Below are 24,041 nucleotides of genomic sequence, written 5' to 3'. Positions count from 1 at the left end.
GCATGGCCGAGCGCGCGCTGCTCATCGGCTGCGGCGACCTGGGCCTGCGCGCCGCGCGGCGGCTGCGGGTCCAGGGCGTGGAAGTCCATGCCCTGCGGCGCCAGCCGCCCGCTGACGACGCGGACGGCATCGCCTGGCTGCGCGGCGACATCTCGCGGCCCGACGGCATCCCCGTCCTGCCCGCCGGCATCACCCGCCTGATCTTCCTGCCCGCCCCCGGCGCGCGCGACGAAGCCGTCTATCGCGGCGTGTTCGTCGACGGGCTGCGCAATGTGCTCGCCGCGCTGGACGCCTCCCATCTGCAACGCATCGTGTTCGTGTCGTCCAGCGCCGTCTATGGCGAACACCGGGGCGGCTGGGTCGACGAGGACACGCCGCCCGCGCCGCAAGGCTTCAACGGCCGCATCCTGCTGGAAGCCGAGGCATTGCTGGCAGCCCGACCCGAATCCGCCACGGCGCTGCGACTGGCCGGCCTGTATGGCCCGGGCCGGCTGCAGCTGATCGAGCGGCTGCGTTCGGGCCAGGCCGGCGCGCCCGTCGAGCCCCCGCATTGGGCCAACCGCATCCACATCGATGACGCCGCCGCGGCCGTCGCGCATCTGGCCCTGCTGCCCGCCGTCGCGTCCGTGTACATCGGCTGCGACGATACGCCGCTGCCACTACACGAGCTGTACGCCGACCTGGCGCGCATCATCGGCGCGCCCGCGCCACGCATCGCCCCCGCGCCCGCCAATGTGGGCAGCAAGAAACTCAGCAACGCGCGGCTGCGCGCCAGCGGCCTGCGTCTGCAGTGGCCGGACTCGCGGCCCGGCTATGCGGCGCTGCTGGCCGACAACGGACGCGCCTGAATCCTCGTCCCGCGCGCCATGCCCTGGCGCGCACGGCTCGTCCAGTGTTCGCTTGCAAGCGCATGCATGGTTCGTTCCCCATCGAATCATGGCCCGTGACGAACCGGGATACTGGCGGCTCGTTCCATCACGAGCCCGCGCCATGCCGCCCACCGATCCCATCGCCGCCGTCACCCACGCCGATCCCTATCCCTACTATGCCGCGCTGGCGCGCGAGCGTCCGCTGTACCGCGACGACACGCTGAACCTGTGGGTCGCCAGCAGTCCGCAGGCCATCGCGCAGGTGTTCGCGCATCCCGCCGCCCGCGTCCGGCCGCCCGCCGAACCCGTGCCGCGCGGCCTGTGCCCCGGCCCCGCCGGCGCGCTGTTCGGCCGCTTTGTCCGGATGAATGACAGCGCAGAACACGCCAGGCTCAAGACGCTGCTGCGCGCCTATATCGACAGCCAGCCCGCGCCGGACCTGAACGGCGCCTGGCCGCTGCCGCGCATCGACGCGGCCGGCGTGGACCGCTACCTGACGCTCGCGCCGGTGTATGCGCAGGCGGCCTTCATGGGCCTGCCGCCGGACGTGCACGGCACATGCGCAGCCGACATCGCGGACTTTATCGCGGCGCTGCCCGCCACGGCCGACGCCGCGCGCATCGAACGCGCCCACCGCGCCGCCGAGCGCCTGCAGGCGCGCATGCTGGCCTATCTGCACGCGCCCCAGGCCGGCGAAACGCTGCGCCGGCTGCGGCAGGACTGCGCCCAGGCCGGCATCGGCATGGACCTGCTGGCCGCCAATCTGGCCGGGCTGCTGTTCCAGTCCTGCGAAGCCGGCGCGGCCCTGCTCGGCAATGCGCTGGTGCTGGCTGGCCGGCGCGGCCTGCGGCGGGCGCCGCCCCCGGACGCGGCGCGCGAACTGGTCGCCGAAACGCTGCGCATTGATCCGCCGATACACAACACCCGACGCTTCCTGGCCGACGAGATCAACGTCGACGGCCAGCGCATCGCCGCCGGGCAGACCGTGCTGCTGGTGCTGGCCGCCGCCGCCCTCGCGCAACCCGACACACCCTGGACCTTTGGCGCGCTGGGCCACGCCTGTCCCGGCCAGGACCTGGCGCGCCGCGATGCGGCGGGCGCGCTGGCCCATCTGCTGCGCGCCGGCGCCGACGCGCCCGCCCTGGCCGCGCGCCATCGCTACCGGCCGCTGCCCAACGCCCGCCTTCCCCTGTTTGACTGCGCCAAGGACGCACACCCATGATCGCCGTGATCTTCGAAGTCGAACCCGCCCAGGGCGATCCCAAGCCCTATCTGGACATCGCCGCCACCCTGATCGACGAGCTGAAGGCCATCGACGGCTTCATTTCCGTCGAGCGCTTCCAGAGCCTGAGCACGCCGGGCAAGCTGCTGTCGCTGTCGTTCTGGCGCGATGAGGATGCGGTGCGCCGCTGGCGCTCACTGGAATCGCACCGCCGCGCGCAAGCGGCCGGCCGCGGCGGCGTGTTCCAGGACTATCGGCTGCGCGTGGCGCAGGTGCTGCGGGACTATGGCATGGCGCGGCGCGACGAAGCCCCGGGCGACAGCCGCGAACGGCACGGCTGAAGCGGCTCGTCAGGCTCGCTTGACGCCACGCGCGCGGCCATCCGAGTCTGTCGGTCTCAGGCCAGATGCCGCGCCACCGAGGCCACCACGCGCCGCACGTCGTCGGCCGACACGTCCAGGTGCGTCACCAGCCGCGTCGAGCCGCCGTAGACGGCGCGCATCAGAATGCCGTCCGCCGCCACGCCCGCGTTCAGCGCGTCGCAGCGCGACGGCTCGAACTCGACGAACACCATGTTCGTATCCTGCGACAGCACCCGCAGGCCCGCGATGCCGCGCAGCCCCTCGGCCAGCAGGCGCGCATGCTCATGATCCTGCGCCAGCCGTTCGACGTTGTGCTCCAGCGCGTACAGGCAGGCGGCCGCCAGCACGCCGGATTGGCGCAAGCCGCCGCCCAGCATCTTGCGCCAGCGCAGCGCGCGCTCGATCAAGGCGCGGCTGCCGACCAGCACCGAGCCCACGGGCGCGCCCAGCCCCTTGGAAAAACAGAGGGAAACCGTGTCGAACGGCGCGCACAGCTCGGCCAGCGGCCGGCCGCTGGCGACGGCGGCATTGAACACGCGCGCCCCGTCCAGATGCACGCCCAGGCCCAGCCCGCGCGCCCAGGCGCTGGCGGCCTCGATATACGTGGCGGGAATCAGCTTGCCTTGGAAGGTGTTCTCCAGCGCCAACAGGCGCGTGCGCGCGTAGTGCGGATCGCCCTTGGGCTTGACGGCCTCGGCCAGCCGCTCGAGCGGCAGCGTACCGTCCGCGGCATGCTCGATGGGCTGGGGCTGGATGCTGCCCAGCACCGCCGCGCCGCCGCCCTCGTAGCGGTAGGTGTGCGCGAGCTGCCCCACCAGGTATTCGTCGCCGCGCTCGCAATGCGCCATCAGCGCGGCCAGGTTGCTTTGCGTGCCGGACGGGAAGAACAGGCCCGCCTCCTTGCCGGCGCGCTCGGCCACGGCCGCCTGCAGGCGGTTGACGCTGGGATCGTCGCCCATCACGTCGTCGCCGACCGGCGCGGCCATCATGGCCTGGAGCATAGCGGCCGTAGGCCGGGTGACGGTGTCGCTGCGCAAATCAATCATGGAAACAACCTTCGTGCGTGATGCGGATTCGGAAAAAACAACAGCGCCGCGACGGAAGCCTTCAACGCGGCGGGAGGTTCATTGCCTGCCCGGCGGCGCGGCTCGGCTCACGACCCAGATGCCGGCCAGGATCAGCGCCATGCCCGCCAGCTCGGCGCCGCCGGGCCGCTCGGACAGCAACGCCCAGGCCAGCAGCATGGCCACCACCGGCACGCCCAGGCTGGACAGGCCCGCGATGGACGCGGGCACCCGGCGCACCACCTGCAGCCACAGCAGCCAGCCGGCCGCCGTGGCGATGAACACGATGTAGATCATGCCCAGCGACAGCTGCCAGCCCCATTGCGCCGGAATCTGCGGCACCATCCAGGCCACCGGCGCCATGACCAGCCCGCCCAGCAGCATCTGCCAGGCGGTGAACACCATCACGTCGGGGCGATGGCGCTCGAACATGCGCTTGGACAGCACCGTGCCCACGCCCCAGCACAATCCACTGCCCAGTCCCAGCAGCACGGGCTTGATATCGCCCAACCCGTTCCAGGGCTCGACGAAACAGACCAGGCCGATCGCCGCCAACCCGATGCCGGCGGCATGCCGGACGGTGGGACGCTCGCGCAGCAGCCACCAGGCGAACAGCACCACCCAGAAGGGCATGGTGTAGGCCATCAGCGACACCTTGCCGACGCCGCCCGAGACCAGCGCGGTCTGGACGAAGCCCTGGAATCCGGCCGTCTGCGTCAGCCCGATCAGCAGCGTCAGCCCCCAGGGCGGCATGGCCAGCGGCCGGCGCGTGGCCAGGGCCAGCACGAACAGCACGACGGCGCCGGTCACATAGCGCAGCGCCACGAAGTCGAAGGGGCCGATGTACGGCACGATCAGCTTCATCGCGATCCAGCTGCCCGCCCATACAAGGATGGTGCTCAACATCAGGGCCAGGCCGGCACGATCGAAACTGCTGCGGTTCACTGCGGGGACTCCAGGTGGATGGGGATCGGAAAACAAAGACGCCCGTAACGGATACCGTTACGGGCGTCTGCCATTATGCTCCCGGCGCGCGGCGCGGGCCGCCGTGCCCGCCCGCCGTTTCGTCCACGATGCGGACGGGCGGCGGGCGGGACCGGAAGGCATCGGATCTACAGCGACTTGGCCAATTGATCCAGGATGGCGGGGTTTTCCAGCGTGGACACGTCCTGAGTGATTTCCTCGCCCTTGGCGACCACGCGCAGCAGGCGGCGCATGATCTTGCCGGAGCGCGTCTTGGGCAGGTTGTCGCCGAAGCGAATGTCCTTGGGCTTGGCGATGGGACCGATCTCCTTGGCCACCCAGTCGCGCAGCTGCTTGGCGATGGCCTGCGCCTCTTCGCCCTCGGGCCGCGCGCGCTTGAGCACCACGAAAGCCACCACGGCTTCGCCGGTGGTGTCGTCGGGACGACCCACCACCGCGGCCTCGGCGACCAGTTCATGCGCCACCAGCGCCGACTCGACTTCCATCGTGCCCAGGCGGTGGCCCGAGACGTTCAGCACGTCGTCGATGCGGCCCATGATCCAGAAATAGCCGTCGGCGTCGCGCTGCGCGCCGTCGCCCGCCAGGTAGTAGCCGCGCAGCTCGGACGGGAAGTAGCTCTTCTTGAAGCGCTCGGGGTCGCCCCAGATGTTGCGGATCATCGCGGGCCAGGGGCGCTTGATGACCAGGAAGCCGCCATTGCCCTGTTCGACATCGGCGCCGGTCTCATCGACGATGGCCGCGGCGATGCCCGGCAGCGGCAGCGTGCAGGAGCCCGGCTTGGCCGGCGTGGCGCCCGGCAGCGGCGTGATCATGTGGCCGCCGGTCTCGGTCTGCCACCAGGTGTCGACGATGGGGCAACGCTCGCGGCCGATCTGTTTGTGATACCACATCCAGGCTTCGGGATTGATCGGCTCGCCCACCGTGCCCAGGATGCGCAGCGAATCCAGGTCGTAGTTGCGCGGATGGGCCTCGGGCGTGGCCTCGGCGGCCTTGATCAGCGAACGGATGGCGGTCGGCGCGGTGTAGAAGGTGGTGACCTTGTGGCGCGCGATCATGTCCCAGAAGCGGCCGGCGTTCGGGTACGTGGGCACGCCCTCGAACACGACCTGGGTCAGGCCGGCGGCCAGCGGGCCGTAGGTGATGTAGGTATGGCCGGTGACCCAGCCCACGTCGGCCGTGCACCAGTAGACGTCGTCCTTGCGGGCGTCGAAGGTCCACTTGACGGTCAGCAGGGCCCACAGCAGGTAGCCCGCCGACGAATGCTGCACGCCCTTGGGCTTGCCGGTGGAACCCGAGGTGTAGAGGATGAACAGCGGATGCTCGGCGTTGACCGGCACCGGCTCGCAGGTATCGGGCTGGCCGGCCTCGACGTCGTGCATCCACAGGTCGCGGCCTTCGGTCCACTGGATCTTGCCGCCCGTGCGGCGGTACACGATCACCTTGCTGACAGCCTCGCAGCCGCCCATGGCGATGGCTTCCTCGACCGCCGGCTTGAGCGGGATGACCTTGCCGCCGCGCACCTGCTCGTCGGCCGTGATGACGACCGTGGCGCCGACGTCGCCGATGCGCTCCTGCAGGCTCTTGGCCGAGAAGCCGCCGAACACCACGGAATGGGTCACGCCCAGGCGCGCGCAGGCCTGCATGGCGACCACCGCCTCGATCGACATGGGCATGTAGATGATGGCGCGGTCACCCTTCTTGTAGCCCAGCTTGGCCAGGCCATTGGCGAAGCGGCACACGCGGGCCAGCAGTTCGCGGTAGGTGACGCGGTCGACCTTGCCGTCGTCGGCTTCGAAGATGATCGCGGTCTTGTCGGCGTTGCCATTGGTCAGGTGCACGTCCAGACAGTTGGCCGAGACGTTCAGCTCGCCGTCGCCGAACCAGCGGTAGAACGGGGCGTCGGACTCATCCAGCACCTGGGTGAAGGGCTTGGTCCACTTCAGGTTGGCGCGGGCCTGGCCGGCCCAGAATCCGTCAAAGTCGTTCTCGACCTGGGCGCACAATTCCTTGTAGGCGTCCATGCTCGGGATCGAGGCGCCTTGCGAAGCGCGCTCGGGCGGCGGAAAGACCCGGGTTTCCACCAGGACGGACTCAATGGCATTCGACATGATCTTTGTCTCCAATCGGTGATTCTGTTGTTGATGCTGCTCTTTTTCTACTCACCCGCAACCGTATCGCCACGCTCTTACGGGCACCTTACGCAAAATGCGGGCCGGAACTCGCGCCCGGGCCGTCATGGCCGCGAACGCGCGAGGCGGGAAGTGCGAAAAGGACTGGCGGCATCGACAAGCGACAGCTTATGCGCAACTGTGCCCGGCGGCGTCGCCGGGCACAGTTCGTAAGGATAGCAGCCGCGGCGCCCCGATGTGGCGCCGATGGCGTCGCTCAGGCGGCGGCGCCCTGCTCCCGGCGCGCCAGGCCGCGCGCCATGTCCATGCGCGACAGCAGCGCCAGGCCGCCGACGAAGAACAGCCCGGTCACCAGGATCGCGAGCCGGTGGTTGCCATCGGTGGCCCAGGTCACCAGGCCGTAGGTCAGTGGCCCGATCACGGCGGCCAGCTGCACGGCGAAGGTCCACAGCGAAAAGAACTCCGCCAGGCGGCCGGCCGGCGCCAGCGCCCCCGTCATGGCGCGGCCCGCGCTCTGCGTGGTGCCCATGCACAGGCCGGCCAGCGTGGCCGCGATCCAGAACACCGGCGCGGTCACGGCCGCATAGGCCACCAGCACCATCAGGATCCAGCCGCACAGCGTGATGGCCAGCGCGCGCTTGTGGCCGATGCGATCCTGCACGTAACCGAACGAGAAGGCGCCGGCCGCGGCGCCGATGTTCACGGTGAAGACCAGCAGCATGATCTGCGGCGTGGTGAAGCCCATCACTTCCGAGGCATACACCGCCGACAGCGTGATCACCACCGAGATACCGGCCTGATAGCACGCGATGCACATCAACAGCCGGCGGAACTCCGGAAAGTGCGTGCCCGTCTCGCGCCAGGCATAGGCCAGCCGCCGCAGCAGGTCCATGGCGGGCTGCGCCTGGCCCGGACGCGCGCGCTCGCGCAGCAGGAAAAAGGACGGCAGGGCGGCCAGCGCGAACACCGAGCAGGTGACCACGATGACCCAGGGCACGAAATGCTCGGCGGTCATGCCGCGGGCCTCGGCCTGCGTCACAACGACCAGCGACAGCCCCAGCGTCAGCATGCCGCCGCAATAGCCGAAGCTCCAGCCCCAGCCCGACACGCGCCCCAGCGCGGCGGGCCTGGCCAGTTCCGGCAGGAACGCCGCGACCACGGATTCGCCCACGCAATAGCAGTAGTTCGAAATGACGATGGCGACCAGCGCCAGCCAGACATCGCCCGGCCCGGCCTGGGTCAGCGCCAGCGTGGCGCCGACGCAGCCGACAGTGCTGGCGAACAGCAGCCGCCGCTTGGCCGCGCGCGCGTCGGCGCGGGCGCCCAGCGTCGGCATGGTCAGCATGATAAGCAGGTAGGACAGCGACAGCGCCGCCGTCCAGGCCAGCGTGGCCCAGGACGCACGCGCCCCCACCACACCGACGAAATAGGTGCTGAACACCGCCGTGAGGATGACGGTGGTGTAGCCGGAATTGGCGAAGTCATACATGGCCCAGGCCCAGACCTCGCGCTTGGCCACGCCGGGATTCAGGAGGCTGTCGCCCCCCGTATCCACGGCGCCGGAACCGCCCTGCGGCGGTTCCGTATTGCGGCTGTCGCTCATAGTCCCAGGGCGGCGATGCCGGCCTGGGCGATCTGGGCGTCCTCGCTGGACTTCACGCCCGACACGCCGACGGCGCCGACCACATGGCCATCGGCCACGACCGGCACGCCGCCTTCCAGCATGCCTTCGAGCAGCGGCGCCGACAGGAAGGAATAACGGCCGTTGTTGATGATCTCTTCGTACACGCGCGACTCGCGGCGGCCCAGCGCGGCGGTCTTGGCCTTGGCCGGCGCGATGTGCGAGGAGATCGGCGCCGCCCCGTCCAGGCGCAGCATGCCCAGCAGGTGACCGCCGTCGTCCGACACGGCGATGGTCACCGCCCACTTGTTCTGCAGGGCATGGGCTTCGGCCGCGGCCAGGATCTTCTTGACGTCTTCGGCGCTCAGCACGGGTTTGGTGTTCATTGCAGCGATTCCTTAATCTGTTCCAGGGCGGTGGGATCTTCTATGGTGGTCAGGTCTCCGGGATCGCGTCCCTCGCACACGGCGACGATCGCGCGCCGCAGCACCTTGCCCGACCGGGTCTTGGGCAGCGCGCCCACGAACCGGATCCTGGCCGGCTTCGCCACGGCTCCCAGCTGATCTTCCACCAGCCGCATGATATCGCCTTCCAGTTGCCGCGCGCCCTCCTGCGTCTCGGCGCCGGCGGGATTCTTCAGCACGGCGAAGGCCATGGCCACCTGCCCCTTGAGCGCGTCGGCCACGCCGACCACGGCGCACTCGGCGATGGCCGCGTGGCTGTTGACGGATTCCTCGATCTCGCGCGTGCCCAGGCGATGGCCGGCCACGTTGATGACGTCGTCGGTGCGGCCCAGGATGAACCAGTAGCCGTCCTCGTCCACCAGCCCCCAGTCGAAGGTCGAATAGGCCAGGCGGCCGGGGATGGACGTGAAATAGGTCTGGACGAAGCGCTCGTCGTCGCCCCAGATCGTGGACATCGCGCCCGGCGGCAAGGGCGGCATGATGGCGACCACACCCTTCTGGTCGGGACCGAGATCCTCGCCCGTGGTCTCGCTGACGATGCGGGCGTCAAAGCCATACACCGGGAACGAGGGACTGCCGAAACGCGTCGGCACGCTTTCCACGCCGGGCTGGGCCGACAGGATCGGCCAGCCCGATTCGGTCTGCCAGTAGTTGTCGATGATGGGCTTGCCCAGACCCTGGGAGATCCATTGCGCGGTGGGCTCGTCCAGCGGTTCGCCGGCCAGGTACACGGCGCGCAGCGAAGACAGGTCGTGCTTTTTCAGCAGGGCCGGATCCTGGCGCTTGAGCACGCGCACCGCGGTCGGCGCCGAGAACAGCGTATTGACCCGGTACTTTTCCACCAGCTTCCACAGGATGGCGCCGTCCGGCCGCACCGGCGTGCCTTCGTACAGGATGGTGGACTGGCCGCCGATCAGCGGGCCGTAGATGATGTAGGAGTGCCCCACCACCCAGCCGATGTCGCTGGTGCAGAAATACGTGTCGCCCGGCTTGCCGTTGAACAGGTACTCCATGGAAGACGCCAGCGCCACGGCATAGCCGCCGGTGTCGCGCTGCACGCCCTTGGGCTTGCCGGTCGTGCCTGACGTGTACAGGATATAGCTGGGTTCGGACGACTCCAGCCAGGCCACCGGCACCCGCGCGCCCTGATGCCGGGCGCGCAGCGTGGCGTAGTCCAGGTCGCGCCCCGCCACCGGCTCGAAGGGCGCAAGCCCACGGTCGAACACCACCACGGCGGCCGGCGGGGTCTTGCACAGGCCCAGGGCCCGGTCCAGCAGCGGCTTGTAGGGCACGACCTTGCCCGCGCGCGAACCGCCGTCGGTGCACACGATCACCTTGGGCGCGGCATCGTCGATGCGCTGCGCCAGGTTGACCGAGGCGAAGCCGCCGAACACCACCGAATGCACCGCGCCGATGCGGGCGCAGGCCAGCATGGTGAAGACGGCCTCCGGCACCATGGGCATGTACAGCAGGACGCGGTCGCCGCGTTCCACGCCCAGTTCCTTGAGCATGGCGGCGGCGGCGTTGACCTCTTCATAGACATCCTGGCGCGTGTAGATCCGTTCGCGGTCCACCTCGGTGGACACCCAGATCAGCGCCGGATCTTCCGCCTGCGTGGGCAGCCATCGGTCGACGGCGTTGTAACAGAGATTGGTCTTGCCGCCCACGAACCACTTGGCGAAGGGCGGCCGGGAGAAGTCCAGCACGGACTCGAACGGCGTTTCCCAATGCACCCGGCCGGCCTGCTCGCGCCAGAAAGCGTCCCGGTCGTGTATCGATCGGTAATGGAAATCCCTGGTTTTTTGCATGGTTGTCTCCTGTTATCGTGCATACGCCTTTTGGCTGATTGCTTTTTGCTTCAAGCTTTTGGGTCATTCTGGTGGGCAAACCTTGCACGAGGCTTGCCGCAGGTCAAAAAATTCTGCCACGCGTCTACGCCGCACGGGCGCCGGGCTGGTTACAGTAACGAACCAGTCTTAAAAGTTTGGTAGAATCCCCGCGAAGTTGTAGACAACATAACGTTGATTCGCTGTATTTATCAGCCGATTTCCGCGCTTTTGCGCGCAATCGACGCTAAACGCAGTGCATCTTCCCCAGGCGAATGCATCGACACTCCGTAAGCTCGCGACTCAATTCATCCACTGGCCAGGCAATCCGACGTATCCGGTTGCTGGCCCTGGCGGCATGCGTCGCGGGTTTGGCGGGTTGTGCAAGCACCAGTCAGAAGTCAACCGCCCATACGTCCGAGATCGATCCCTACGAGACGGAATGGGTCGCCACGGCCGATGATCCCATCGGCATGCTGGTGGTGCAGAAGTTCAAGCGCGAACGCCGCCAGCAGGCCCAGACCGGCGTGGACAGCGACAACGCCCTGGTCAGCGAAGCCCTGACCTACCTGGGCATCCGCTACCGCTTCGGCGGCAACTCCCCCGATACCGGTTTCGATTGCAGCGGCCTGGTTTCGTACACCGCCCAGCGTTCGCTCGGCCTGAAGCTGCCCCGCAACGCCGCCGAGATCGCCCAGCACGGCACCTCGATCAACAAGAACGAGCTCAAGGCCGGCGACCTGGTCTTCTTCAACACGCTGGGCCGCCGCTATTCGCACGTTGGCATCTACCTGGGTGACGACCGTTTCGTTCACTCCCCCAGCGCCGGCGGCGTGGTCCGCGTCGAGAACATGACCATGGCGTACTGGGCCAAGCGCTACAACGGCGCCCGCCGCCTGGACGACCACATGGTGGCCTCGGCCCGCGCGGCCTCCCGATAAGCCGACGCATGCCGCGCCCCTGCGGGCGACATGGCGGCAAGCACGAATACGAAAACGCCGCCGGACCCGAAAGTCCGGCGGCGTTTTGCATTTCTCTTCGCGGCGCTTCGCGCCGCAGGCCCGCAGGCCTCCCCAGTCTTGATCTATTGTCGGCTGATCGCCCGGCCGGAACCGCGTCGGAATCAGTGCACCGTGCCCGAGCCCGCGCGCGGGCACAGGCCGCATTGCTGCAATGCCTGCTGCATGCTGCAGACCGAGCGGCGACAAGCCACGACCCTGATGCCGCCGCGTTGCGCCGCGTTGCGGAAGGTCTTCATCACGTTGTGACCGAGGAAGTCGGTCAGCAGAATCACCAGCTGGGTGCCCGAGGGCAGTTGCAGCGTTTTCTTCTGATGCGAGGGATCCCGTCCGCTGATGTGATGCGTGATCGAGATATTGTGTCCCTTGAGCAAATCGGGAATGTTGCCGAGCCGGTCGGCGCCTACCACTACTGCACTCAGTCCTGCCGTCATGTTTAACCTCACTGGGTCGTTGAGACTGGATGTAATGATAATGATTCCTATTTTTTAGTCAACGCAAATGAGAGCTATTCTTATTTAATTATTTTTATGGACCAGCGCTTGCGGATAGTCGAGCGCCTCTGCCCCGACGCCCCCGCAGACAAAAAAGGCGCGGCACCTGACGGGGCCGCGCCTGATCCTCAGGGTCCGCCCGTCGGCGGACCACCTATTTCGGCGTGCCCTGCACCGCTTCCGTCACCACGGCGCGCGTCAGCGACGGCGCCAGCATCTCCAGGAAGGTGTAGACATAGTCGCGCAGGAACACGCCCGCCTTCACGCCCACGCGGGTGGTATGCGTGCCGAACAGATGCCCCACCGGCAGGCCGACCAGGTTGGAGTCGCGGCGCGGGTCATAGGCGACGCCGGCGATGATGCCGATGCCCAGGCCCACGTCGACATAGGTCTTGATCACGTCCGCGTCGATGGCTTCGAGCACGATGTCGGGGTGGATGCCCTGGTTGGCGAAGATCTCGTCGATCGTGCTGCGGCCCGTGAAGGCGCGGTCATAGGTGACGATGGGGTACTCGGCCAGCTGCGCCAGCGACAGGCGCTTGGCGGCGCTGGAGGTCAGCTCGGTCAGCGGATGGTCGGGACGCACCACCACCGTGTGCTCCCAGGCGTACACCGGCAGCGTGGCCAGGCCCGGCGTCAGCGCCAGCGATTCGGTGGCCAATGCCAGATCGGCCTGCTCGTGCAGCACCATCTCGGCCAGCTGCGCCGGGCTGCCCTCGGCCAGCGAAAGGTGCACCTTGGGGAATTGCTTGCGGAAGGCCGGGATCACGCGCGGCAGCAGATAGCGCGCCTGGGTGTGGGTGCAGGCGATCACCAACCCGCCCTCGTCGCGACGCGCGAACTCGTCGCTGACCTTCTTCAGGTTGTCGACTTCGCGCATGATGCGGTCGATCACCTGCGACACCGCCAAACCGGGCTTGGTCAGCCCCTTGATGCGCTTGCCGTGCCGTTCGAAGATCTTGATGCCGAGTTCGTCCTCGAACTCGATGATGGCTTTCGATACCCCGGGCTGCGAGGTGTAGAGCATCCGGGCGGCTTCGGTCAGGTTGAAGTCGCGGCGGATGGTTTCACGCACAAAACGAAATTGCTGCAGGTTCATGAATTGGCCCCTGATAGACGGGCCAATTATAAGTAATAAGATAAGCTTTTTATATTACTTATCAGTATAAGCTTAGGCACAACACGTCCCCGCTTATTCCTCCTCAAACCCAGCCCCCCTCAATCCAAGACGCCCTCCCCCAAGCGGGGCCACGCGGAGCCGGCTTTGCCGGTCCGCAGTGGCGCCCCTGGGGGAAGCGCGCAGCGCTTCGGGGGGAGCGTCCTCTAGCGCATGCTGATCGTCGTGTTGACGCTCTTGGTGTGCGCCGACCAGCGGGCCGTGACGGTCTTGGTCTGCGTCCAGAACTGCACCGCCTGCTTGCCGTTGGGGCCCAGGTCGCCCAGCTTCGACGCGCGCGAGCCCGTGAAGCTGAACCAGGCCACCGGCACGGGGATCGGCACGTTGATGCCCACCTGGCCGACGTCGATGTTGTTCTGGAAGTAGCGCGCCGCGCCGCCGTCCTGGGTGAACAGCGCCACGCCGTTGCCGTTGGGGTTGCGGTTGATGAACTCGACCGCGTCCTCCAGCGTTTCCACGCCGACCACGCACAGCACAGGACCGAAGATCTCCTCGGTGTAGATGGTCATGTTTTCCTTCACGCCATCAAAGATCGTCGGGCCGACGAAGTTGCCCTGCTCGAAGCCGGCGACCTTGACGTTGCGGCCGTCCAGCAGCAGCTTGGCGCCTTCGTCCACGCCCTTCTGGATCAGGCTTTCGACGCGCTTCCTGGCGTTGGGCGAGACCAGCGGGCCCAGGTCGGCCTGGCGGTCGGTGCCCGAATTGACCTTGAGCTTCTTGGCGCGCTCGACGAAGTCGGGCAGCCAGTTGCGCGCGTCACCCACCAGCACGGCCACGGACGAGGCCATGCAGCGCTGGCCGGCGGCGCCGAAGGCGGCGCCCAGCAGTTGGTTCAGCGCCACGTCCGGATCGGCGTCGGGCAGGACCACGCAGTGGTTCTTGGCGCCCATCATCGACTGGCAGCGCTTGCCGGCGGCCGAGGCGCGGTTGTAGATCTCGGTGCCGACGCGGGTCGAGCCGATGAAGGACACCGCCTTGATGTCGGGATGCTCGCACAGGCCATTGGCGATATCCGGACCGCCATGGACCACGTTCAGCACGCCCGGCGGCAGGCCGGCTTCCAGCGCCAGCTCCGCCAGGAACAGCGACGAGGTCGGATCCTGCTCGGACGGCTTGAGCACGAAGGTGTTGCCGCAGGCCACGGCGATGGGGAACATGAAGCAGGGCAGCATCACCGGGAAGTTGAACGCGGTGATGCCGGCGCACACGCCCAGCGGCTGAATCAGCGTGTAGACGTCAATACCGGTGGCGGCGTTCTCGGCATATTCGCCCAGCTGCAGGTTGGCGATCGAGCAGGCGTGCTCGACCACTTCCAGGCCGCGGCCGACTTCGCCCTCGGCGTCGGGCAGGGTCTTGCCGTGCTCGCGCGTGATCATCTCGGCCAGCTTGGCGGTGTTGGCGCGCAGCAGGTCCTGGAACTTCAACATGACGCGCATGCGCGCGCCCTGCCCGGCGTTGCGCCAGGTCTTGAACGCTTCCTTGGAATTGGCCACCGCCAGGTCCAGTTCCTCGCGCGTGGCGAAGGGCACCTTGGCGACCACTTCCTGCGTGGCAGGATTGATCACGTCCCGCCATTCAGTGGTCTTGGACTGCACGAGCTTGCCGCCGATCATTAGCGGAACGTGGGGGACTTCACTCATTTGATGCTCCTCGGACTGCTTGTCGTTGCGGATCGGATCCGCGTTCATGAATCATTGCGCCGGACTCGGGCAACCAGGCCCGCGCCCGGCGCGCGGTTTACTTCTGGACCAGCGGGCAGGCCGAATCGGCCAGCGGCTGGAAGGCCTCGGCGGCCGGAATGGTCGCCACCAGCTTGGAATAATCCCAGCCGCCCTTGGATTCGGACGGCTTCTTCACTTCGTACAGGTACATATCGTGGATCACGCGGCCGTCCGGGCGGATCGAGGCGTTGCGCATGATCGGATCCTTGATGGGCAGCTCGCGCATCTTGTCGGCCACCACCTTGCCGTCGGTGCTGCCGCTGGCGGCGACCGCGCGCAGGTAGTGCAGCACGCTGGAATAGACGCCGGCCTGGGTCATGGTCGGCTTCAGGCCGCGGAAGGCCTTCTCGAAGCGTCCCGACCACTGGCGCGTGGCGTCGTCATAGTCCCAGTAGAAGCCGTCCACGTAGGACAGGCCCTGGGCGGTGTCCAGCCCGAGCGCGCGCAGGTCGGACAGGAAGATCAGCAGCGACACCAGCCGCTGCCCGCCCGCCACGATGCCGAACTCGCCCGCCTGCTTGACCGCATTGACCGTGTCCTGGCCGCCGTTGGCCAGCGCCACCACCTGCGCCTTGGAGCTCTGCGCCTGCAACAGATAGGACGCGAAATCAGGCGCGTTCAGCGGATGCCGCACGCTGCCCGCGACCGTGCCGCCCAGTGCCTGCACGGCCTTGGCGGTGTCGGCTTCCAGCGAATGGCCGAACGCGTAGTCCACGGTGACGAAGAACCAGGACTTGCCGCCCGCCTTCACCGTGGCCTTGGCGCCGCCGGCCGACTGCGAATAGGTGTCGAACATCCAGTGAAAGCCCAGCGGCGAGCATTCCTTGTTGGTCAGCACCGTGGTGGCCGGACCCGAGAACATCACCACCTTGTTCTTCTCGCGGGCAATGCCCTGCACCGCCAGGGCGACGGCGGAGTTGGTCAGGTCGGCGATGGCGGTCACGCCGTCGCGGTCGAACCATTCACGCGCGCGGGCGGCGCCCACGTCGGCCTTGTTCTGGTTGTCGGCCGACACCAGCTCGATCTTCATGCCCTTGCATTCCGCGGCCAGGCAGTCGTCGATGGCCAATTGCGCAGCCGCCACCGAACCCGGTCCACCCATGCCGGCATAGGTGCCCGACATGTCGGTCAAGATACCGATCTTCACTGGCGGCTTGTCCGCGGCCAGCGCCTGTGCCGTCAGAACGGCGCCCAGACACAGTCCTGCGGCCAGCCCGCGTGCATGCGATTTCATGGATTTGTCTCCTGAGTTGTTATGCGTTGTACGCCGTCTGCGCGGCCTGCGGCCCGGGCGGCATCAACCCCAGGGCCTGCCGACCCAGTGTAGATGTGTGAAAATCAACAAGCAACACTAGAAATGCACATTACTTGTGCATTAATGCACATCTATACCGGGCGTGGAAACCAGGGTTTCCGCGCCCGCCGGGAGCGAGGCGACATGCTGGATTGGGACAGTCTCAGGTACTTTCTGGAAGTGGCGCGCACCCAGCGCGCCAGCGCCGCCGCGCGCAAGCTGGGCGTGGAGCACACGACAGTGTCGCGCCGTATCCGCGCGCTGGAGGCGGAACTGGACACGTTGCTGTTCGAGAAGTCGCGCGGCGCGGGCTTCGTGCTGACCGAGGACGGCCAGCGCCTGTTCGTGCATGCCGAGCAGATGGAAAGCGCGGTGCACAGCGCCCGCGAAAACCTGTCTGGCATCGGCCAGGCGCTGTCGGGACACCTGCGCATCGGCGCCACCGAAGGGTTCGGCAGCTATGTGCTGACGCCGCTGGCGGCGGACTTCCAGCGTCGCTATCCGCACATCACGCTGGACATCCTGCCGGTGCCGCGCTTCGTGAGCCTGTCCAAGCGCGAAGCCGACCTGGCGATCACCATCGAGCGGCCGCAGCGCGGGCCCTATGTCTGCAGCAAGCTGTGCGACTACACGTTGCGGCTGTACGGCACGCCCGGCTATCTGGCGCGCCATCCGCCCATCCGCTCACAGGCAGACCTGGCGGACCACACGTTCATCGGCTATGTGGACGAACTGCTGTTCAGCGAGCGATTGCGCTATCTGGAGGATCTGCTGCCAGCCAGCAAGGTGATCCTGCGCAGCACCAGCGTGGTCGCCCAGTACCACGCGGCGCTGCAAGGCCAGTCGCTGGCCATCCTGCCCTGCTTCATCGCCGCCCAGGATCCCCGGCTCACGCCGGTGCTGGAACAGGAAGTGGAGATCACGCGCTCGTTCTGGATGTACTGCCACGAGGACCTGCGCAAGCTCAAGCGCGTCAACGTGCTGTGGGAGTTCATCCGCAAATCGGCGCTGCGCAATGCCGGCCTGCTGGCCGGCACCCAAAACGCGCTGCGCTACCTGCCCTAGGGCGGCAGGCAGCCGCCAGGGCCTCAGGAAGCCGCGGGGCTGTTGCGCGGCGCCTTCACTCGCAGCCGGCGCATCAGCAGGAAGAATGTCAGCAGCGCCACCAGGCCGTGAATCGCCCAGACGCCCACGCCGAAGCTGAGCTTGCCATTGGCGATCCAGGCCCGCGACAGGTTCATGAGGTTCATGTACAGCAGGCCCACCAGACCGGCGATCAGGATGTCGCCCGAACGCCCCAGGCGCGGGTTGACCGCCCCCAGAGGAATGGCCAGCAGCGCCAGATTCAGGGCAGCCAGCGGCAGCGACACGCGCCACATGACCTGCGACCAGCTGTTGTCGGTATTGTCGGCCATGAGCTGCCCCGTGGTGCGCGCCTTGGAGGAGCGCTCGGCCGCCGCGCGCGCCTCGGCCATCGGATCGCCGCCGGCCTTGCTTTCCAGGCGCAGCCCGTACTTTTCGAAATTCACCAGCCGGATCTCCGGCGTGCCCGGCTTGAGGTCATAGCGGTGGCCCGCGCCCAGCACCAGGAAGCGGTCGCCGTTGGGCAGGGTCTCGCTGTGGGCGCTGCTGGCGCTCAGCACGCTGAGCCATTCCGGGCCGGTTTCACGCGCGAACACGTTGCCAAGCTCATCGGTGGGCTGGGCGGGATCTTCGGCGAAGAACACGCGGTCGCCGCCGGCCGATTCGGCGAACTGGCCGGCCGTGACCTTGGACAGGTCGGAACGCTGCTCGAAGCGCTGATGGTATTCACCGATCTGGCGATAGGCCCAGGGCGCGGCGAACAGGGTCAGGCCGGCCACGGCGATGGCCACGGGAATGGCCACGCGCAGCACGGGCTTGAACCAATCGGCCAGCGACAGGCCGCTGGCGAACCACACGACCATCTCGGATTCGCGATAGTTGCGCGTCACCGTGGTGAGCACGGCGATGAAGACCGACACCGCCAGGATGGTGGGCAGCGCCGTGATGGTGGACAGCGCCGCCAGCACCAGCACCACGTCCGCCCCAATGTTGCCTCCGGCCGCCTCGCCGAGCAAGCGCACCAGGAGCACGCTGAGCCACACGACGAGCAACGTGGAAAAGACAACGCCAGCGTGACTGGTGATCTCGCTGACGACAGAGCGTTTGAATAGAGACATGGGAGAATATGCGGGATAATCGACCGCATCATACACAGACGTACCGGGAAACCCTCATGGAATTTAGCACACAGACCACCGCTTCCCTGCACCAGATCAAAACCGCCGCGCTGGCCGTCGGCGTCTTCGCGGACGGCGTGCTGAGCCCGGCCGCCGACCTGATCGACCGCGCCGCGAACGGCGCCGTGCGGGCGGTGGCCAAGACCGAATTCCGCGGCCGCGCCGGCGCCACGCTGACGCTGCGCAACCTGCCCGGCGTCACGGCGCAGCGCGTGGTGCTGGTCGGCCTGGGCAAGCAGGATGAATACTCGGCCCGCGCCCATGCCGCCGCCGAACAGGCCTTCGCCCAGGCCTGCGTGGCCGCGCAGCTGGCCGAAGGCGTGTCGACCCTGGTGGCCAACCCGGTCGCCGACGTGCCCGTCATCGCCCGCGCCCGCAGCGCCGCCATCGCCGCCGGCGCCGCCACCTATCACTACGACGCCAGCTTCGGCAAGCCCGACCGCGACGCCCGTCCCAAGCTCAAGAAGATCGTCCAGATCGTCGAACGGGCGGATGCCACCCAGGCCCAGAAGGGCCTGCGCGAAGGCGCCGCCATCGCCAACGGCATGTCGCTGACGCGTGACCTGGGCAACCTGCCCGGCAATATCTGCACGCCCACCTACCTGGGCGAGACCGCCAAGCGCCTGGCCCGCGAATTCAAGTCGCTGAAGGTCGAGGTGCTGGACAAGAAGCAGGTCGAGGCCCTGGGCATGGGCTCGTTCCTGTCCGTGGCCCGCGGCTCCGACGAACCGCTGCGCTTCATCGTGCTGCGCCACGCCGGCAAGCCGGCCAAGAAAGGCGCCAAGGCCGGTGACGGCCCGATCGTGCTGGTCGGCAAGGGCATCACGTTCGACGCCGGCGGCATCTCGCTCAAGCCGGCCGCCACCATGGACGAAATGAAGTACGACATGGGCGGCGCCGCCAGCGTGCTGGGCTCGTTCCGCGCCCTGGCCGAACTGGAACTGCCGCTGGACGTGGTCGGCCTGATCCCGGCCTGCGAGAACCTGCCCAGCGGCAAGGCCAACAAGCCCGGCGACGTGGTCACCAGCATGTCGGGCCAGACCATCGAGATCCTCAACACCGACGCCGAAGGCCGCCTGGTGCTGTGCGACGCGCTGACCTACGCCGAGCGCTTCAAGCCCTCGACGGTCATCGACATCGCCACCCTCACCGGCGCCTGCGTGGTGGCGCTGGGCCACGTCAACACGGGCCTGTTCTCCAAGGACGACGCACTGGCCGAGGCCCTGGCCGCCGCCGGCCGCCAGGCCCTGGACACCGCATGGCGCCTGCCCATGGACGACGCCTACCAGGACCAGCTCAAGTCCAACTTCGCCGACATCGCCAACATCGGCGGCCCCCCGGCCGGCGCGGTCACGGCGGCCTGCTTCCTGTCGCGCTTCACCAAGGCCTACCGCTGGGCCCACCTGGACATCGCCGGCACCGCCTGGAAGGGCGGCAAGGACAAGGGCGCCACCGGCCGTCCCGTGCCGCTGCTGATGCAGTTCCTGCTGGACCAGGCTTGAGCGGCCTGGAACAGGCATGACGCGCATCGATTTCGCCTTCGGCGCGCCGGATCGCCTGCGCACAGCCTGCCAGGTGGCGCGCAAGCGCTACCTGGCGGGCCAGCGCCTGGTGGTGTATTGCCGCGACGGTTCCCGGCTGGCGTCCTTCGACCGCATGCTCTGGGCCTTCGACGATATCTCCTTCGTGCCTCATGTACTGGCCAATGACCCGCTGGCCGCCGATACGCCCGTGGTGCTGACCGCCTCCGATCCGCTCAAGGCGTCGGAAAAGCTGGTCCAGGCGGGGCAGCCGCAACCCTGGTTGCTCAACCTGGATGACGAGTGCCCGCCCGGTTTCGAGGGTTTCGAACGCCTCCTGGAAATCGTCTCCGACGAGCCCGACGACAAGCAGGCCGCGCGCCAGCGCTGGCGCGTCTACCAGAACGCGGGCCACGCCCCGCACAGCCACGATCTCAGCCGCCAGCCAGACGCCTGAGCCGCCGCTCGCGGCGGGCCGTGCATTTTCGCCATCGGGAGTCCCCATGCCCCCTCATTCCTACGACCCCGGCATCCCTACCCTCACCCAGCGGGTCGAACCGCCGCATGACGACGCGCCGGCGTCCGTGGCGCCGCCACGGCCGCCCGCCGCGCCTGTCGGCGACGACGACGCCTTTCCCGTGCTGACCGAGATCGCCCCGGATCCTGCGCCGCCCGCGCCCGTCTCGGTGACGCCCGTCTCGGTGACGCCCGTCTCGATGCCGTCTGTCTACGTAGCGCCAGCCCCTGCGACGCCAGTCGCCGCCGGGGCTGCCCAGCCGGCCATGCCCTGGACGATGCCAGCATCCGCCCCCTTCCAGCCCGCCGACGACGATGCGCCCGTCGCGGCGTCCGCCGAGGCCGCCGTGCTGGCCGCCAGGCTGCAGGCCGAGGTCGAGCAACTGATGCGTGCCGCACTGGCCGATGCCGTGGCGCATCTGCAGGCCCGCATGGACGCCGAGCTGCCCGCGATCGTCGACCGGGTGCTGCGTGAAGTCCGTCGGGGCTGATGCCGCTTCGGCGTGCCACGCCCGACTGGTACCACGCCTGACTGGATTCTTAAGGGAACTGTAAGGTATCCTTTGCATCTAAGCATTCGAGGCAATCCCTTTTTGCCGCACACAGGAGTTTTTCCATGAACGAATATCGTCCGTCCCCTTTTAACCGTTCCGGTGAACTCGCCGGCGCGCCGGGCGAGGTCGTCCGCAACAAGGTCCTGCGCAATACGTACTGGCTCTTGGCCCTGTCGCTGATCCCGACCGTGCTGGGCGCGGCCGTCGGCCTCTATACCGGCATCAACCGCGTCATGGGCGCCAGCCCCGGTCTGTCTGCCATCGTCTTCCTGGTGGGCGCCTTCGGCATGATGTTCGCCATCGAGAAGAACAAGAACAACTCGCTCGGCGTGGTCCTGCTGCTGGCCTTCACGTTCTTCATGGGCGTCATGCTGTCCCGCCTGCTGGGCTTCGTGATGGGCATGAGCAACGGCTCGCAGCTGGTCATGACGGCCTTCGGCGGCACCGCGATCGTGTTCGGCACCATGGCCACGCTGGCCACGACCATCAAGCGCGATCTGTCGGGCATGCAGAAGTTCCTGTTCATGGGCGCCGTGGTCATCCTGGTCGCCGCGCTGGCCAACATCTTCCTGCAGCTGCCCGCGCTGATGCTGACCATCTCCGTGATGGCCATCGTGATCTTCTCGGCCTTCATGCTGGTGGACCTGCAACGCGTGGTCAACGGCGGCGAAACCAACTACGTTTCCGCCACGCTGGCCATCTACCTGGACGTGTACAACGTCTTCTCGAACCTGCTGATGCTGCTGGGCATCTTCGGCGGCGACCGCGAATAACGGCCAGCGCTCGATCCCAACCAAGGCCTGCATTGCGATGCAGGCCTTTTTTTCGTCCCGCGCACCACGACGAGGCTGGACTCACGCCCTGTCGATATTCGAAAAAAGAAAACAACAATATCAAAACCCCGAACATCTTCGGCACGCCCGCGCTCCACAATGACGTCACCAACAAAACACCAAGGGGAATCGTCATGAAACACGCAGCCGGCCTTGCCGCCCTGCTCCTTTGCCTGGCCGCCCAGCCGGCATGGGCCGCGTATCCCGAGCGCGCGATCACGCTGATCGTGCCCGCCGCCGCCGGCGGCAATGCCGACATCACCGCCCGCCTGGTCGGCCAGGAAATGAGCAAGCTGCTGGGCCAGCCCGTGGTGGTCGAGAACCGCGTCGGCGCCGGCGGCCGCATCGGCACCCAGGCCTTGGTGCGCGCGCCGGCCGACGGCTACACCATCGGCTACGCCCACGTCGGCACGCTGGTGCTGCATCGCTACCTGTTCAAGCAACAGCTCTACGATCTGGACCGCGACCTGGCGCCCATCGGCCTGGTCACCGAGACGCCCAACGTCATCGTGGTCAACGCCGCGTCGCCCTACCGCGACCTGAAGAGCTTCATCGACGCCAGCCGCGCCCAACCCGACAAGCTGACCATGACCTCGGCGGACCCCGGCACCACCAGCGAAGTCGGCGTCAAGCTGTTCGTCGCGCAGACGGGCGCGGCGGTGCGCCAGATTCCTTACAAGGCCACGGCGGCGCAGCTGTCGGACCTGCTGGGCGGACACGTCGATTCGATGATGGAAAACCTGCCGCCCCTGATCGGCAATCTGAAGGACGGACGCCTGCGCGCGCTGGCCGTCACCACCCGGCAGCGTGCGGCGTCCAATCCGGACGTGCCTACCGTGGCCGAGCAGGGCTACCCGGACTACGAGCAATCCGCCTGGAGCGCGCTGGTGGCGCCGGCCGGCACGCCGTCCGCCGTGCTGGCGCGACTCAACGACGCGCTCAACCAGGCCCTGCGCACCGACAACGTGGTCCGCGAATTGCGCAGCCGCTCGCAGGAACCGCTGGGCGGCGCGCCGCAGGACGTGCAGGCGCAGATCAAGAAGGAATTGCCCCGATGGGAGAACATCATCAAGGCCGCGGGCACCACGCTCGACTGACCATGCGCCGCCCGATGACGACAGGAGCCCCCGCATGACCGCCGTGACCCGCGAAGACTTCTCGTGCGCGGCCGCGACCAATGAATCCGCCTATCGCCGCGTCACCGTGCCGGTGCTGCGCATCGACGCCGGCCCCGGCCCCGCCGTCGCGCTGATGGCCGGCGTGCATGGCGACGAGTGGGAAGGCCAGGCCGCGATCCTGGAACTCTGGCATCAATTGCCCGGGATCCTGAACCGCGGCACGGTCTATCTGCTGCCCGCCGCCAACGCCGAAGCCTCGCTGGCTGGTCGCCGCCTGTCACCCAACGACGGCGGCAATCTCAACCGGGCCTTCCTCGGCCCCCCCGCGCGCGGCTACACCGAAAGCGTGGCGGCCGCGCTGGAAGCGAAGCTGCTGCCGCGCGTAGAGGCGCTGGTGGACGTGCACAGCGGCGGCGCATCGCTGCGCTACCTGCCGTCCTCGGTGATCACGCGCTATGGCCGGGACGCGCTCGATCCGCGCCTGCCGGCGCTGGCACGCGCCTTCGGCCTGCCTCATTGCATCTACTTTCGTGGCACGGAAGCCGGCTCCATGCCGGCCGCCGCCAGCCGTCACGGCGTGCTGAGACTGAGCGCGGAAATCGGCGGAGGCGCCGAGACCGGCCAGGCGCTGGTCGATCGTTGCCGCGAAGGCCTGCTCGGCTGCCTGCATGAGCTGGGCCTGCTGAACCGCGAGCTAGCACGCCCGGATCCACCAGCCCTATACGACCTGGACGCCCCCGCCGCGACCCTGCGCGCGCACGGGCCCGGCGTTTTCATTCCCGGCGTCGAGCTTGGCCAGCGCATCTCGGCGCGTCAGCGCGTGGGCCGGCTGATCGAACCCGCACGCCCCGACACGCCGGCGCACACCCTGCTCAGCCCGCAAGCGGGCACGGTGCTGTGCCTGCGCGCCATCGCCCGCAGCGATGACGGCGACTGCCTGCTGCAGGCGGCGCCGGCGTTGCCCCTGGACTCTCTTTCCTCGCTGTACTGACC

General features: G+C 67.9%; 22 protein-coding genes. 11 read left to right on the top strand and 11 right to left on the bottom strand.

The features are described from left to right. The first annotated feature begins 2 nt into the window (after window positions 1–2). The 3 genes from C2U31_RS13215 (at window position 3) to C2U31_RS13205 (ending at window position 2,432) form a co-directional block, all read left to right on the top strand. Window positions 3–848: an NAD-dependent epimerase/dehydratase family protein gene (locus tag C2U31_RS13215; protein ID WP_103273170.1), complete on the top strand. Its 846-nt coding sequence runs from the start codon at window positions 3–5 to the stop codon at window positions 846–848. Between the two features lie 142 nt (window positions 849–990). After that, the gene (locus C2U31_RS13210; RefSeq protein ID WP_103273169.1) at window positions 991–2,091 is read left to right on the top strand and encodes a cytochrome; all 1,101 of its coding nucleotides are present in this window, start codon (window positions 991–993) and stop codon (window positions 2,089–2,091) included. Beyond that, a complete protein-coding gene (locus C2U31_RS13205) occupies window positions 2,088–2,432 on the top strand; it encodes an antibiotic biosynthesis monooxygenase (protein WP_103273168.1) in 345 nt (114 codons plus the stop codon). Before C2U31_RS13210 ends, C2U31_RS13205 begins: the two co-directional genes overlap by 4 nt. A 56-nt stretch (window positions 2,433–2,488) precedes the next feature. Here C2U31_RS13205 and ltaE read toward each other — a convergent pair whose 3' ends face one another. The 6 genes from ltaE to C2U31_RS13175 all read right to left on the bottom strand — a co-directional run bounded on the left by ltaE (window position 2,489) and on the right by C2U31_RS13175 (window position 10,523). Further along, the gene (gene ltaE / locus C2U31_RS13200; protein WP_103273167.1) at window positions 2,489–3,499 is read right to left on the bottom strand and encodes a low-specificity L-threonine aldolase; all 1,011 of its coding nucleotides are present in this window, start codon (window positions 3,497–3,499) and stop codon (window positions 2,489–2,491) included. Window positions 3,500–3,577: 78 nt separating this feature from the next. After that, the gene (locus tag C2U31_RS13195; RefSeq protein WP_103273166.1) at window positions 3,578–4,462 is read right to left on the bottom strand and encodes a DMT family transporter; all 885 of its coding nucleotides are present in this window, start codon (window positions 4,460–4,462) and stop codon (window positions 3,578–3,580) included. 167 nt (window positions 4,463–4,629) lie between these two features. Further along, window positions 4,630–6,609, bottom strand: a complete 1,980-nt coding sequence (acs, locus tag C2U31_RS13190) for an acetate--CoA ligase (RefSeq protein WP_103273165.1) — start codon at window positions 6,607–6,609, stop codon at window positions 4,630–4,632. A 277-nt stretch (window positions 6,610–6,886) separates the two neighbouring features. Continuing rightward, a complete protein-coding gene (locus tag C2U31_RS13185) occupies window positions 6,887–8,119 on the bottom strand; it encodes an MFS transporter (RefSeq protein ID WP_233772853.1) in 1,233 nt (410 codons plus the stop codon). 110 nt (window positions 8,120–8,229) lie between these two features. Continuing rightward, window positions 8,230–8,637, bottom strand: a complete 408-nt coding sequence (locus C2U31_RS13180) for a heme-binding protein (RefSeq protein ID WP_103273163.1) — start codon at window positions 8,635–8,637, stop codon at window positions 8,230–8,232. Continuing rightward, window positions 8,634–10,523 (bottom strand): propionate--CoA ligase, encoded by a 1,890-nt coding sequence (locus tag C2U31_RS13175; RefSeq protein WP_103273162.1) that lies wholly within the window; start codon window positions 10,521–10,523, stop codon window positions 8,634–8,636. Before C2U31_RS13175 ends, C2U31_RS13180 begins: the two co-directional genes overlap by 4 nt. A 293-nt stretch (window positions 10,524–10,816) precedes the next feature. Between C2U31_RS13175 and C2U31_RS13170 the strand changes: the two genes are divergently transcribed. Then, on the top strand, window positions 10,817–11,482 hold the full coding sequence (locus C2U31_RS13170; protein ID WP_199770993.1) for a C40 family peptidase: 666 nt from the start codon (window positions 10,817–10,819) through the stop codon (window positions 11,480–11,482). 182 nt (window positions 11,483–11,664) lie between these two features. Here C2U31_RS13170 and C2U31_RS13165 read toward each other — a convergent pair whose 3' ends face one another. The 4 genes from C2U31_RS13165 to C2U31_RS13150 all read right to left on the bottom strand — a co-directional run bounded on the left by C2U31_RS13165 (window position 11,665) and on the right by C2U31_RS13150 (window position 16,186). After that, the gene (locus C2U31_RS13165) at window positions 11,665–11,994 is read right to left on the bottom strand and encodes a DUF2325 domain-containing protein (protein WP_103273160.1); all 330 of its coding nucleotides are present in this window, start codon (window positions 11,992–11,994) and stop codon (window positions 11,665–11,667) included. Window positions 11,995–12,208: 214 nt separating this feature from the next. Further along, window positions 12,209–13,153 (bottom strand): CysB family HTH-type transcriptional regulator, encoded by a 945-nt coding sequence (locus C2U31_RS13160; RefSeq protein WP_103273159.1) that lies wholly within the window; start codon window positions 13,151–13,153, stop codon window positions 12,209–12,211. A gap of 224 nt (window positions 13,154–13,377) precedes the next feature. Beyond that, the gene (locus C2U31_RS13155; protein WP_103276359.1) at window positions 13,378–14,871 is read right to left on the bottom strand and encodes a CoA-acylating methylmalonate-semialdehyde dehydrogenase; all 1,494 of its coding nucleotides are present in this window, start codon (window positions 14,869–14,871) and stop codon (window positions 13,378–13,380) included. A gap of 97 nt (window positions 14,872–14,968) precedes the next feature. Further along, window positions 14,969–16,186, bottom strand: a complete 1,218-nt coding sequence (locus tag C2U31_RS13150; protein ID WP_103273158.1) for an ABC transporter substrate-binding protein — start codon at window positions 16,184–16,186, stop codon at window positions 14,969–14,971. A 204-nt stretch (window positions 16,187–16,390) separates the two neighbouring features. Between C2U31_RS13150 and C2U31_RS13145 the strand changes: the two genes are divergently transcribed. Then, window positions 16,391–17,311, top strand: coding sequence for a LysR family transcriptional regulator (locus C2U31_RS13145; protein ID WP_103273157.1), 921 nt, complete (start codon window positions 16,391–16,393; stop codon window positions 17,309–17,311). Window positions 17,312–17,334: 23 nt separating this feature from the next. On the opposite strand, the gene lptF is transcribed toward C2U31_RS13145, so the two are convergent. Further along, complete coding sequence (gene lptF, locus C2U31_RS13140) at window positions 17,335–18,447, bottom strand: LPS export ABC transporter permease LptF (protein ID WP_103273156.1); 1,113 nt, start codon at window positions 18,445–18,447, stop codon at window positions 17,335–17,337. Window positions 18,448–18,503: 56 nt separating this feature from the next. Here lptF and C2U31_RS13135 point away from each other — a divergent pair, with 56 nt between their 5' ends. From C2U31_RS13135 to C2U31_RS13110, 6 genes are all read left to right on the top strand, one after another. Next, complete coding sequence (locus C2U31_RS13135) at window positions 18,504–20,009, top strand: leucyl aminopeptidase (RefSeq protein ID WP_103273155.1); 1,506 nt, start codon at window positions 18,504–18,506, stop codon at window positions 20,007–20,009. Window positions 20,010–20,025: 16 nt separating this feature from the next. Further along, window positions 20,026–20,484, top strand: coding sequence for a DNA polymerase III subunit chi (locus tag C2U31_RS13130; protein ID WP_103273154.1), 459 nt, complete (start codon window positions 20,026–20,028; stop codon window positions 20,482–20,484). 46 nt (window positions 20,485–20,530) lie between these two features. After that, entirely contained in the window at window positions 20,531–21,034 is a 504-nt protein-coding gene (locus tag C2U31_RS13125) for a hypothetical protein (protein ID WP_103273153.1), read from the top strand. 125 nt (window positions 21,035–21,159) lie between these two features. Further along, the gene (locus C2U31_RS13120; protein ID WP_103273152.1) at window positions 21,160–21,870 is read left to right on the top strand and encodes a Bax inhibitor-1/YccA family protein; all 711 of its coding nucleotides are present in this window, start codon (window positions 21,160–21,162) and stop codon (window positions 21,868–21,870) included. A 194-nt stretch (window positions 21,871–22,064) separates the two neighbouring features. Next, entirely contained in the window at window positions 22,065–23,027 is a 963-nt protein-coding gene (locus C2U31_RS13115) for a tripartite tricarboxylate transporter substrate binding protein (RefSeq protein WP_103273151.1), read from the top strand. A gap of 34 nt (window positions 23,028–23,061) precedes the next feature. Then, entirely contained in the window at window positions 23,062–24,039 is a 978-nt protein-coding gene (locus C2U31_RS13110; RefSeq protein ID WP_103273150.1) for a succinylglutamate desuccinylase/aspartoacylase family protein, read from the top strand. The last annotated feature ends 2 nt before the right edge of the window (window positions 24,040–24,041 follow it).

The sequence above is a fragment of the Achromobacter sp. AONIH1 genome (assembly GCF_002902905.1).
In the GTDB taxonomy this organism is placed as follows: Bacteria; Pseudomonadota; Gammaproteobacteria; order Burkholderiales; family Burkholderiaceae_B; genus Achromobacter.
The sequence above is the reverse complement of the archived record's forward strand: the minus strand, read 5'-3'. Positions and strand labels throughout refer to the sequence as shown.

Coding starts and splice junctions, on each gene's coding strand:
- C2U31_RS13115 (WP_103273151.1), top strand. CDS start 22,065: ATGAAACACGCAGCCGGCCTTGCCGCCCTGCTCCTTTGCCTGGCCGCC.
- C2U31_RS13170 (WP_199770993.1), top strand. CDS start 10,817: ATGCATCGACACTCCGTAAGCTCGCGACTCAATTCATCCACTGGCCAG.
- C2U31_RS13110 (WP_103273150.1), top strand. CDS start 23,062: ATGACCGCCGTGACCCGCGAAGACTTCTCGTGCGCGGCCGCGACCAAT.
- C2U31_RS13120 (WP_103273152.1), top strand. CDS start 21,160: ATGAACGAATATCGTCCGTCCCCTTTTAACCGTTCCGGTGAACTCGCC.
- C2U31_RS13135 (WP_103273155.1), top strand. CDS start 18,504: ATGGAATTTAGCACACAGACCACCGCTTCCCTGCACCAGATCAAAACC.
- C2U31_RS13145 (WP_103273157.1), top strand. CDS start 16,391: ATGCTGGATTGGGACAGTCTCAGGTACTTTCTGGAAGTGGCGCGCACC.
- C2U31_RS13185 (WP_233772853.1), bottom strand. CDS start 8,119: ATGTATGACTTCGCCAATTCCGGCTACACCACCGTCATCCTCACGGCG.
- ltaE (WP_103273167.1), bottom strand. CDS start 3,499: ATGATTGATTTGCGCAGCGACACCGTCACCCGGCCTACGGCCGCTATG.
- C2U31_RS13205 (WP_103273168.1), top strand. CDS start 2,088: ATGATCGCCGTGATCTTCGAAGTCGAACCCGCCCAGGGCGATCCCAAG.
- C2U31_RS13150 (WP_103273158.1), bottom strand. CDS start 16,186: ATGAAATCGCATGCACGCGGGCTGGCCGCAGGACTGTGTCTGGGCGCC.
- C2U31_RS13130 (WP_103273154.1), top strand. CDS start 20,026: ATGACGCGCATCGATTTCGCCTTCGGCGCGCCGGATCGCCTGCGCACA.
- C2U31_RS13210 (WP_103273169.1), top strand. CDS start 991: ATGCCGCCCACCGATCCCATCGCCGCCGTCACCCACGCCGATCCCTAT.
- C2U31_RS13160 (WP_103273159.1), bottom strand. CDS start 13,153: ATGAACCTGCAGCAATTTCGTTTTGTGCGTGAAACCATCCGCCGCGAC.
- acs (WP_103273165.1), bottom strand. CDS start 6,609: ATGTCGAATGCCATTGAGTCCGTCCTGGTGGAAACCCGGGTCTTTCCG.
- C2U31_RS13125 (WP_103273153.1), top strand. CDS start 20,531: ATGCCCCCTCATTCCTACGACCCCGGCATCCCTACCCTCACCCAGCGG.
- C2U31_RS13165 (WP_103273160.1), bottom strand. CDS start 11,994: ATGACGGCAGGACTGAGTGCAGTAGTGGTAGGCGCCGACCGGCTCGGC.
- lptF (WP_103273156.1), bottom strand. CDS start 18,447: ATGTCTCTATTCAAACGCTCTGTCGTCAGCGAGATCACCAGTCACGCT.
- C2U31_RS13215 (WP_103273170.1), top strand. CDS start 3: ATGGCCGAGCGCGCGCTGCTCATCGGCTGCGGCGACCTGGGCCTGCGC.
- C2U31_RS13175 (WP_103273162.1), bottom strand. CDS start 10,523: ATGCAAAAAACCAGGGATTTCCATTACCGATCGATACACGACCGGGAC.
- C2U31_RS13180 (WP_103273163.1), bottom strand. CDS start 8,637: ATGAACACCAAACCCGTGCTGAGCGCCGAAGACGTCAAGAAGATCCTG.
- C2U31_RS13155 (WP_103276359.1), bottom strand. CDS start 14,871: ATGAGTGAAGTCCCCCACGTTCCGCTAATGATCGGCGGCAAGCTCGTG.